This window comes from Bradyrhizobium sp., assembly GCF_019244115.1.
Taxonomy (GTDB): Bacteria; Pseudomonadota; Alphaproteobacteria; order Rhizobiales; family Xanthobacteraceae; genus Bradyrhizobium.
In genome coordinates, this window is record NZ_JAFATE010000669.1 from 1 (window position 1) to 9,816 (window position 9,816).

The following is a 9,816-nucleotide window of genomic DNA, read 5'->3' on the forward strand; positions in this document are numbered from 1 at the left end:
TCCGGGTTCGCCTCTTCGAGGCGCCCCGGAATGACAGCGTTCTAGTTGAAGCAGTGGTAATAGCCGTAGCTGTCGTAATAGCCGCGGCAGCGATAATGATGCCGATAGGTCCGATGCGGAACGCCGAGCACACCTTCGACCGCGCCGACAGCGCCGCCGACGCCGGCCCCGACCGCGCCTCCGACGACACCGCCGACCGGACCGGCCACGCGGTTGCCCTCATAGGCCCCCTGTTGCGCCCCGCGTATGATACCCTGGGCACGGCTCGCCGGCGGCGCAATCGCCACCAGCGCTGCGATGATCACTGCGGCCGCGCCGGCGAACCGGCTTGCGAAGCTCGGCTGCGCACGGGCGACTGCGGCGGTCTCGTTCATCTTGAGCATCTGCATCGGAATATCCTGCGACGACGCCGAAAAGCTTGACGGCGGGATGCGGCCAAATGGTTACACCTTTGTGACCAATTGGCGCCTGCGTAGTCATGCCGCGCCTGTGTTGCGCGAATGCCGCGCTCGTGCGTTCATGCAGCGCTCGCGAAGATGTCACGCCATGTGAACGGCAGTGGGCTTGTTTGCAGCGCGCAGGCGGTCGACGATGCGATATCCAGGCGGCTGGAACTTCTCGGGTGTTTCGGGCATATAGAAGGGCCGCTGCGTCGCGGAAAATGGCCGGAGGCCAGAGGTAGAGATGCGTTGCTTTCTCGTTGCTTTCGCCGGACTGCTCTTGTTCGCAAGCCATGCCGCCGAGGCCAAGGTCGACATCACCATCGACAAGAACACGCAGACCATGACGGTGGCGGTCGATGGCGCCCAGCGCTACCGCTGGCCGGTTTCGACCGGAATCCCCTCGCGCGAGACCCCGAACGGCAGCTTCAGGGCCTTCCGCATGGAGGAAGACCACTTCTCGAAGGAGTTCGATGACGCGCCGATGCCGCATTCGATCTTTTTTACCAAGATCGGCCATGCCATCCACGGGACGGTCTACGAGAACAAGATCGGCATGCCGGCCTCGCACGGCTGCGTACGGCTGTCCCAGGCCAATGCCGCGACGCTCTACGCGCTGGTCGAGGAGCAGGGCGTGCTGAACACGACCGTGACCCTGACCGGTTCAGCGCAGATCGCGCTCGCGCGCAACCCGCGCAGCATCACGACGGCGGCGGCCGGCCACGAGCTGCCGCAGGTAGGCGACCAGGGCTATCAGCCGCAGTATCGGACCTATCAGCAGGAATATTCCCAGCAGCAATACTCGGCCGCCGGCGAACCGGTCGACATTACACCGCAGCCGATGCAGCAGAGCCGCGTCATGCCACAGCAGCGGATCGACGACGGCTACATCTATCCGGCTGACGGCAACTCGGATCAGCGCGTCTATCCGGCACCGCCTTCCAGTCGCCGGCTCTACAATGCGCAGGCCTATCCGCCGCAGCCCCAGCCCTATTACAACAACAACCCGAACTACGCACCGCAGGGCTATTACCAGGCGCAGCCGACCTATCAGCAGCGCCGCTATTATTATAACCAGAACTGAAGCGACGAGCTCTCCCCAAAGCAATCTAGCCGCGAACTCGAATACTTTTTCTCCTTTTTGGGAAGGGCAGTTCTCATGCTGCTCCGGCCTGACCTCAATTCATTACGCTTTGAAACGCCCCCCTTTGAACCTGGACTGGTCCTGCCGCGTCATATCGGTGGCCGCGTGCTCACTGCGCGGTGATGAGTACGATCGACGAATGAGCGACCGGGTTCCCGATCGCATTGCGGTGACCTACACCCTGAGCGCGCGCGACGATGTGATTTACGCGGCGGCGATCGATCGCCGTACCCCAAGCTGGGCGCGGGTTTCACCATCTCGGTTGCGGTGTTGTTCAGCGCCAGCCCGGTAGCCCTGATGTTCCAAACACTCGCGGCACAACGCACGCGGGATGCCGAGTTGCTCGAGATGGTGGGACGAAGCAGCCTGTTCGGATTCGGGCTCGCCATCCTCATGTCCTGGATCGGCGCCGCGATCAGCACACGGCTCGCGCGACGGAATTGCTACGAGAGATGCGCCAGCCAGTCGGGCTCCCGCACGGTCGTACTTGAGACGAGCGGCATCACTCTAATCAGCAGGACATCGCAGCCGAATCGGCAATGGAGCGCGGTTACCGGATTCTCCGGCAGGCGCGACCTCCTTCTGATCTGGATTTCGCACGGCACCGCGATCACGATTTCCTTCCGCTGTTTCGTCGACGACGGCGCGCGCGAGGCCGCGAAAGCCTTCGTCCGCGGGCGGATGGCGGACGCGAAATCACGGGTGGAATCGGGCTCCTCAGCCAGCCCATCGCCAACCTGAACAGGCCAGCACGGCGGCGCCAACGCGGCTTGCAAAAAAACTCGGACCAGCTTCATGCCATTGATTATGAAAGAAAAATCGATACCCGCGCCTGACCGTCATCTAGTCATTGGATTGCATCCAGTAGGGTAGAGCCCTACCTAACCCTCGACCCCAGAGGTTGAAGTAATGAGCGACACCGCCCATCTTCCCGCCGTCACGACCGATCCCACAGCAGTCGCCCGAATCAAATCCATGATCGACATTTCCGACCGTTCACGGATCGTGACGTTCGGAGATCGCGCGCAGCGCGCCGTCGTCGAGTTTGCCGATCGCATCCTGGCCCAGACCCAGAACCGGGAGATCGGTGCCACCGGCAAATTGCTGTCCGACATCCTCGCCAAGGCGCGCGGCCTCGATCCGGCAACCCTGAAGAACAGCGGCCTGCTGACGCGCCTGTTCTCCTCGGTCGAAGCACGGGTCCGCCGCTTCGCCGAGCAGTTCGACGACGTGGCCTCGCAGGTCGACCGCATCTGCGTCGACCTCGACCGCAACAAAGAGACGCTGCGTCACGACATTGCGCTGCTCGACGAGCTGCACGAGCAGACCAGGATCGCGATCGGCGACCTCGACGGCTACATCGCGGCGGGTAAGGAGTTCGTGGCCTCCTACCGGCGCGGCGAGCTCGCCGAGCTGGAACGGAACGCCAGGACGCAGGCGCAAGGTAGCGATGCGCTGCTGGCCACCCAGACCTACCAGGACGCCGTGCAGGCGCTGGACCGGTTGGAAAAGCGCGTCTTCTATCTGCAGCAGGCGCGCCAGATCGGCATTCAGCAACTACCGCAAATCCGGATCGTGCAATCCGGCGACGAGACCTTGATCGAGAACCTGCAGGCCACCACCGAGCTGACCATTCCGGTTTGGAAGCAGAAGATGATTTTGCTGCTCGGCCTGCAGCGCCAGCAGTCGGCACTCGAACTGCAGAAGACGGTGACCGACGCCACCAACCAGATGATGCGCCAGGCCTCCGAGATGATGAAGACCCAGGCGATCCAGATCGAGCAGCAGGCGCAGCGAGGCATCGTCGACATCGAGACGCTGGAAAAGACCAACCGCGACCTGATCGATACCATCACAGGCGTGCTATCGGTGCAGGAACAAGGCCGCAGGAAGCGCGGCGAGATCGAGCAACGGATGTCGCAGCTGACCTCCGAGCTGAAGACGGCGTTGTCCAAGGCTCCGGCATAAAGGCCCAGACATGAGCGTTGCGAGGACTGGCGTCATGCGGTGGGCGGCAGCCGCGCTGCTGGCCGCGATCACGCTCGCAGGCTGCGGGCCGTCAGGCCCAACATTCACGATCCTGTCGGGTTCGGAGAACGAGGTGCTGGCGCCGCTGGTGCAGGAGTTTTGCGCCTCGCGCGGCGCCAGTTGCACGATGCGCTACCAGGGCTCGCTCGACATCGCGCTGTCGCTCAAGCCCGGCAATGATCCGCAGGCCGATGCGATCTGGCCGGCAGCCTCGATCTGGGTCGACATGTTCGACACGGCACGGCGGGTGAAATCGGTGAAATCGATCGCGCAGATGCCGGTCATCCTCGGCGTGCGCCGCTCCAAGGCCGAGGAGCTCGGCTGGATCGGCGCCAAGGTCACGACCAAGGACATCCTCGCCGCGGTCGAGGCCGGACGGCTGAAATTCCTGATGACCTCGGCGACGCAGTCGAACTCCGGCGCCTCCGCCTATCTCGCAATGCTGGCCAGCGCCATCGGCAAGTCGGATCTGATCGAGGCCGGCGACCTCGACCGCGACAGCGTGGTGACCACGGTCCGCGCGCTGCTGCGCGGGGTGGAACGCTCAGCCGGATCGAGCGGCTGGCTCGCGGATCTCTATCGCGATGGCGAGCGCTCCGGCGCGCATTACCAGGCGATGTGGAACTACGAGGCCATCATCAAGGAGACCAACGACAAGCTCAAGGCGGATGGCGGCGAACTGCTCTATGCAATCTATCCTGCGGATGGCGTCGCGGTCGCCGATTCCCCGCTCGGCTTCGTCGACCGCGGCCGCGGCCGCGAGGTCGAAACTTTTTTCAACGACCTGCAGGCCTTTCTGCTGAAGGGTGACACGCAGGCCCGCATCGCCAAGACCGGCCGGCGGGTCGAGCTTGAGCGCGCCGCCCTGCTAGCGGCCGACGACGCCACCAATCTCGATCCTGCGCGGCCCGTCACGGTGGTGCGGCCGCCGGAGCCTTCGGTGATCCAGACCGCGCTGTCGGCCTATCAGGACGCGCTGCGCCGCCCCTCGCTGACGGCCCTATGTCTCGACCTCTCCGGCAGCATGCAGGGCAATGGCGAACGCGAGCTGCTCGATGCGATGCGTTTCCTTCTGACTCCGGCGCGGACGCGCGAAATGCTGGTGCAGTGGTCGAAGCAGGACCTGATCGTGGTGCTGCCGTTCAACGACCATGTGCTGTGGAGCGCGATCTCGAACGGCAGCGAAAAGGACCAGGCCGCGCTGCTTGCGCGCGCGCTGACGCTGCGCGCTGGCGGCGGCACCGATTTCTACACCTGCGGGGCGCAGGCGCTCGCCGCCATGAAGCCGGCGCTCGACGCTGGCCAGCATCTGGCCGCCATCGTCATCATGACGGACGGCAAGAGCCAGGGCAGCATGGCGACCTTCGAAACGCCATGGCGGGCCGAAGGTCACCGCGTGCCGGTGTTCGGTGTCACCTTTGGCGACGAGGCCGATCGGACCCAGCTTGACAACCTTGCAAAGCTCACCGGAGGCCGGGTTTTTGACGGCACCAAAAACCTGGCGGAGGCGTTTCGCGCCGTGCGAGGCTACAATTGAACGGCTCCGGGACCAATTGGCTGATCGCTGGGGTTGCAGCCGCGGTCATGGTGCCGCTGCTGGCGATCGCAGGCGGGATGCCGTTCTGGCTCGCCTGCCTGATCGGAGCGGCCGCCGGCGGCGGCATCGGTGTCCTCATGACACCGCGCAGCGCCTTCCCGCAGCTCGATGCGAGCGGCGTGGCGCGCGGCAAGATCGCCTTCGTGCGCGAACTGTTGACCGACGCGGCGCCGCTTTCTCCACGCCTCGATGCCGCCGCGAAAGCGATCCGCGCTCCGCAAATTGCCGCGCGGGTGCGCCATCTTGCGAGCGTAGCGCGCGGCATCTTCGTGGCGCTGGAAAAGGATCCGCTGCGGGTCGAGCGGGTGCGGCGGTTTTTGACCTACTACCTGCCGCGCGCCGCCGAAATCGCGGAGGCCTATGCGGCACTCGAGCAGAGCGCGCTGCCAGACGCCGCGCGGCTTGCCTCGACCGGCGAACTGATCGACCGGCTCGATGCAGCCTTCACCCGCTACGCGGCGAACCTGCGGGACGCCGACCTCGACAAGCTCGACATCGAGCTGAAGCTTCTGAAAAGCTCCCTCGATGAGGATCTCGGGCCAGCGATCGCGCCGGCCAGAACAACTGCCGAGATCACCGCCAATCAAGGCAAAGGGAGGGCCTGATGGCCATTTCGCGCCGCGCCATCCTGGGTGGAGGATTGGTCGCCGCCAGCGCCGCCGCGACCGGCGGCTACGTATTCCTGCGCGGTCATCCGGAAATCGCCGGTCCGCTCGGCGAGCCGAAACGGCTGTTCGGCTTCGCCGGCGGCGAGAAGGAAGGTTTTCTCACCAATGCGCGCGTACGAGGCCTCCTCGAGCGCCGGTTCGGCCTGGTCCTGGATGCACGCCGCGCCGGCTCGGTCGAGATGGTGCGCGAGCGCGCGCTGCTCGACCAGAAGCCGCAATTCTTGTGGCCCTCGTCATCCGTGCTGGTCGAGGTCGCACGCAGCAGCGGCGTAAGAATCTCGCGGGACCAGGTGATCTTCAACTCCCCGATCGTGCTGTATTCCTGGGACCGCATTGCCGATGGTCTCGTGAAGGCCGGCTTTGGCGAACCGGCCGGCGGTCCTCGTTACTTCGTAGATCTCTCAAAGCTGCTGAAGGCGATCATCGCGGGCGAAAACTGGGCCACGCTCGGCGTCGCCGACCTGTTCGGCCGCGCCCGCGTGGTGTCGACCGATCCGAACAGGTCGAATTCCGGCTTCATGTTCGCGGGTCTTTGCGCGAGCCTGCTCAGCGGCGACGTGGTGATGCTCGACACGCTCGGCCGCATCGACGGCGACGTCGCCACCGTGTTCAAGCGCATGGGGTTCAAGCCGCCCTCCTCCGGCAAACTGTTCGACGACTACATTGCCGGGGGCGCCGGCGCCCAGCCGCTGATCGTCGGCTACGAGAACCAGCTGATCGAATGGGTGCTGCAGGATGCCGAGCGCTGGAAGCGGGTCGAGGCCAACGCGCCGGCCAAGCCGGTCATCCTCTATCCCCGGCCGACGGTGTTCTCGGCGCATCCTCTGATCAGCATCAATCGCGAGGCGGACGATCTGGTCGACGCGCTGACCAACGAAGCGGTGCTCGAACTCGCCTGGGAGGATCACGGCTTTCGCGGACCGCTCGGCAGCATCGGCAAGGCGCGCAATCCGCTGCTGCAGTCGCGGCTGATCGACCGCGTCGATGCCGTGCTGCCGATGCCGGATGCGCCGGTCATGATGGCGCTGCTCGACCGGCTTACGGCATAGCTCGCGGGTTCAGAGTGCACGGCATGAGCGAGTCGTCATCTCCGCCGTCATGGCCGGGCTTGTCCCGGTCATCCACGTCTTCGTGTGCGGCCACAAAGCAAGACGTGGATGCCCGGCACAAGGCCGGGCATGACGAGCAATGAACCCTACTGCTCGCCGTCGCGCAGGCGGCGGTAGAGTGCGCCGATGATGTTGGAATAGTCGTCGGTCCAGACCCACTGCTTCTCGTCGGCCTCGGTCTCGGCCCATTGTTCGGATGACGCGAGCTTGCCGATATCCGCCTCCTGGCGGGCCGACACCACCACCGAGGTGGAGAAGATATATTCGTCATCGCGGCCGGAATCCTCGCTGAAAACCCAGCTTCTCAGATCGTTGGCGTCGGCGATGCCGACGATCACGCTGGAGAGCTCCAGGTGGCGGTTGGAGACGTGCATCACGACCGCGCCCTGCGGCGCGAGCTTGTCCTTGTAGATCTTCATCGCCTCCTCGGTCGCAAGATGGATCGGGATCGCATCCGACGAATAGGCGTCGACGATGATGAGATCGTAGAGGCCGTCCGGTTCTTTCGCGAAGGTCAGCCGCGCATCAGCGATGACAGGCTTGAAGTCGGGTGCGCAGTTCTGCAGGTAGGAAAAGTATCTTGGGTCACGCGCGGCATCGACCATGGTCTGGTCGATCTCAAAAAATTTCCAGTCTTCCCCCGGCTCGGCGGCGCAGGCCAGCGTGCCCGAGCCGACGCCGATGACTGCGACGCGGAGCGGTGCTCCCTTGCGCTCGCGCACCGCGGTGATCGCCTGACCGATGCCGCCGTCCTTGTGATAGTAGGAGATCGGCTCCGGCCGCCCGGTGACCGGTGTGCCGTCGTCATTGAGATATTTTTGCGCACCGTGGATCGTGGTGCCGTGCATCAGCACGTGATATTGGCCGCTCGGCGTCACCACGATCTTGTGCACGCCAAAGAAGCTGCGCACCGTCTCGACCCGCCCGTCATCGGCCGGATAGATGCGGATCAGCACCAGCGCCAGCGCGACGGCCGCCAGGATCTTCCAGCGATCGGCATTCAGCACGATCGCAAGCGCCGCGGCGAAAACCCCGACGCCGCTGGCCACCCAGACCCGATGATCCCCAAGCCACGTCCAGATCCGGCCGGGCGGCAGCATCGTGGGAACAATGAGCGCAACCGCGAGCAGCGCCAGCACCAGCCAGGTCCAGCGCACCAGCCGCGGCAGCCGTTCGCCGCCATCGGCCGGACGGCACAGCGCCGCCAGCGCCACCAGGATCGGATATTCGGCGACCCAGGAGAAGGCGAACGGCGCAATCAGTCCGGCGAACAGCCCCCCGATCATGCCGCCGAAGGACAGCGCGACATAGAAGCCCGTGAGGTATTTGGCCGCCGGGCGCGTGCGTGCGAGTTCGCCATGACAGGCCATCGCGATGACGAAGAAGCAGAGCTGATGGCCGCCGAGCGTCAACAGCAGGTTCTGCTCGCCGCCGACCGCGAGCAGCACGATCGTGCCGGCAATTGCCATGGGCTGCAGCATCAAAATCCATTTGTGCGGCAGCAGCGGGCGCGACTGGAACACCAGCACCCAGGTGAGCAGATAGAGCGACAGCGGCAGCACCCACAAGAGCGGCGCGGCTGCGACGTCGGTTGAGATATGAGCGGTCACCGCGATCAATAGCCCTGAGGGCACCGCGGCGAGAAAGATCCAGCGCGCGCGCAACGGCAGTTGTGGTGGCGGCGCATCGGTCTCCTCGGTCGCGCGGTCCGCGACGGCAAGCGCGGGCGAGGACAACAACATCACGCCGCAGCCGGCAATAAGGAGGATCAGCAGGCCGTAGCCGGATGTCCATAACAGGTTCTGCATCCGCAACGTCAGCAGCGGCTCCAGCAGCACGGGATAGGACAGCAGCGCCAAAAAACTGCCGATATTGGAGGAGGCGTAGAGGAAATACGGATCGGGGCCGGCCGGGTGGCCGGTCCGGACGAACCAGGCCTGCAGCAGCGGATTGTTGGCGGCGAGTGCAAAAAACGGCAGGCCGATCGAGACCGCGAACAGGCCGAGCAGCCAGAACGCGTAAGCGGAGGTCGGCGGCTCGCCAAAGCCGCTGGCGATCGACAGCGGCAGCGTCGAGAGCGCGACCACGAGCAGGACGAGATGCAGCGCGACCGCGATCCTGCGGTTCCTGATCTGCATCAGGACATGCGCATAGGCGTAGCCCGCCAGCAGCAGCGTCTGGAAGAACACCATCGCGACCGACCACACCGCGGGCGAGCCGCCGAGCCGCGGCAGCACCATCTTGGTGAACAGCGGCTGCACCGAGAACAATAGCAGCGCGCTGAGGAAGATCGCCGCCGTATAGACCACCAGCACCAGACGGCTGCGCGAAGCGGAGGGGTCATCGGCGAGAGCGGACGGCGCGCTGGGACTCATGAGGACTCCGGGTCACATCGGACAGGCAGTTAAGGGCGCCGTCGGCGGGAATGGAGCACAGGCCAGCCACCCGGGCAATGCCGGATGACATAGTCAATTTGTAACTTGACGCTGTCCTGCGCCGTGCGAGTTCGCTAGTAACACGACGACGTCATTCCGGGGCGCGCGAAGCGCGAACCCGGAATCTCGAGATTCCGGGTCCGGTCCTTACGGACCGTCCCGGAATGACGGAGTGATAAATCAGTCATCGATGAAACGGACATGAACGAGACGGACGTCGTCATCATCGGGGCCGGACATAACGGCCTCGCCTGCGCGGCCTACCTCGCCAGGGAAGGCCTGCGCGTGAGCGTGGTCGAGCGGCGCAAGGTGGTCGGCGGCGCCGCCGTCACTGAGGAGTTTCATCCAGGCTTCCGCAATTCGGTCGCGGCCTATACGGTCAGCCTGCTCAACCC

The 9,816-nt window shown here is 64.9% G+C and carries 9 protein-coding genes; 6 read left to right on the top strand and 3 right to left on the bottom strand.

All coding sequences use genetic code 11. The features are described 5' to 3' along the window. Positions 1–41: 41 nt before the first annotated feature. Positions 42–383: a hypothetical protein gene (locus tag JOZ76_RS29090; RefSeq protein WP_441300124.1), complete on the bottom strand. Its 342-nt coding sequence runs from the start codon at positions 381–383 to the stop codon at positions 42–44. Between the two features lie 301 nt (positions 384–684). Here JOZ76_RS29090 and JOZ76_RS29095 point away from each other — a divergent pair, with 301 nt between their 5' ends. Continuing rightward, entirely contained in the window at positions 685–1,524 is an 840-nt protein-coding gene (locus tag JOZ76_RS29095) for a L,D-transpeptidase (protein ID WP_291704589.1), read from the top strand. A 503-nt stretch (positions 1,525–2,027) separates the two neighbouring features. Here JOZ76_RS29095 and JOZ76_RS29100 read toward each other — a convergent pair. Continuing rightward, positions 2,028–2,381 carry a hypothetical protein gene (locus tag JOZ76_RS29100; RefSeq protein ID WP_291704591.1) on the bottom strand — a complete coding sequence of 118 codons (354 nt, stop codon included), beginning with the start codon at positions 2,379–2,381 and terminating at the stop codon, positions 2,028–2,030. Positions 2,382–2,493: 112 nt separating this feature from the next. On the opposite strand from JOZ76_RS29100, the gene JOZ76_RS29105 reads away from it, so the two are divergent. From JOZ76_RS29105 to JOZ76_RS29120, 4 genes are read left to right on the top strand one after another with little or no spacing between them, the layout of a single operon-like run. Then, positions 2,494–3,552: a toxic anion resistance protein gene (locus JOZ76_RS29105; RefSeq protein WP_291704593.1), complete on the top strand. Its 1,059-nt coding sequence runs from the start codon at positions 2,494–2,496 to the stop codon at positions 3,550–3,552. 34 nt (positions 3,553–3,586) lie between these two features. Further along, a complete protein-coding gene (locus tag JOZ76_RS29110; RefSeq protein WP_291704595.1) occupies positions 3,587–5,149 on the top strand; it encodes a substrate-binding domain-containing protein in 1,563 nt (520 codons plus the stop codon). Beyond that, positions 5,146–5,814, top strand: coding sequence for a 5-bromo-4-chloroindolyl phosphate hydrolysis family protein (locus JOZ76_RS29115; RefSeq protein ID WP_291704597.1), 669 nt, complete (start codon positions 5,146–5,148; stop codon positions 5,812–5,814). The genes JOZ76_RS29110 and JOZ76_RS29115 overlap by 4 nt, the downstream gene beginning before the upstream one ends. Continuing rightward, positions 5,814–6,926 carry a hypothetical protein gene (locus JOZ76_RS29120; protein ID WP_291704599.1) on the top strand — a complete coding sequence of 371 codons (1,113 nt, stop codon included), beginning with the start codon at positions 5,814–5,816 and terminating at the stop codon, positions 6,924–6,926. The genes JOZ76_RS29115 and JOZ76_RS29120 overlap by 1 nt, the downstream gene beginning before the upstream one ends. 146 nt (positions 6,927–7,072) lie before the next feature. On the opposite strand, the gene JOZ76_RS29125 is transcribed toward JOZ76_RS29120, so the two are convergent. Then, on the bottom strand, positions 7,073–9,361 hold the full coding sequence (locus JOZ76_RS29125) for a spermidine synthase (RefSeq protein WP_291704601.1): 2,289 nt from the start codon (positions 9,359–9,361) through the stop codon (positions 7,073–7,075). Positions 9,362–9,622: 261 nt separating this feature from the next. Here JOZ76_RS29125 and JOZ76_RS29130 point away from each other — a divergent pair. Then, positions 9,623–9,816 (top strand): FAD-dependent oxidoreductase (locus JOZ76_RS29130; protein ID WP_291704603.1); only part of this gene is annotated, 194 nt, incomplete at its 3' end.

Excerpts from the sequence above, each read along its gene's own strand:
- JOZ76_RS29090 (WP_441300124.1), bottom strand. The coding sequence starts at position 383 with ATGCTCAAGATGAACGAGACCGCCGCAGTCGCCCGTGCGCAGCCGAGC.
- JOZ76_RS29095 (WP_291704589.1), top strand. The coding sequence starts at position 685 with ATGCGTTGCTTTCTCGTTGCTTTCGCCGGACTGCTCTTGTTCGCAAGC.
- JOZ76_RS29100 (WP_291704591.1), bottom strand. The coding sequence starts at position 2,381 with ATGAAGCTGGTCCGAGTTTTTTTGCAAGCCGCGTTGGCGCCGCCGTGC.
- JOZ76_RS29105 (WP_291704593.1), top strand. The coding sequence starts at position 2,494 with ATGAGCGACACCGCCCATCTTCCCGCCGTCACGACCGATCCCACAGCA.
- JOZ76_RS29110 (WP_291704595.1), top strand. The coding sequence starts at position 3,587 with ATGCGGTGGGCGGCAGCCGCGCTGCTGGCCGCGATCACGCTCGCAGGC.
- JOZ76_RS29120 (WP_291704599.1), top strand. The coding sequence starts at position 5,814 with ATGGCCATTTCGCGCCGCGCCATCCTGGGTGGAGGATTGGTCGCCGCC.
- JOZ76_RS29125 (WP_291704601.1), bottom strand. The coding sequence starts at position 9,361 with ATGAGTCCCAGCGCGCCGTCCGCTCTCGCCGATGACCCCTCCGCTTCG.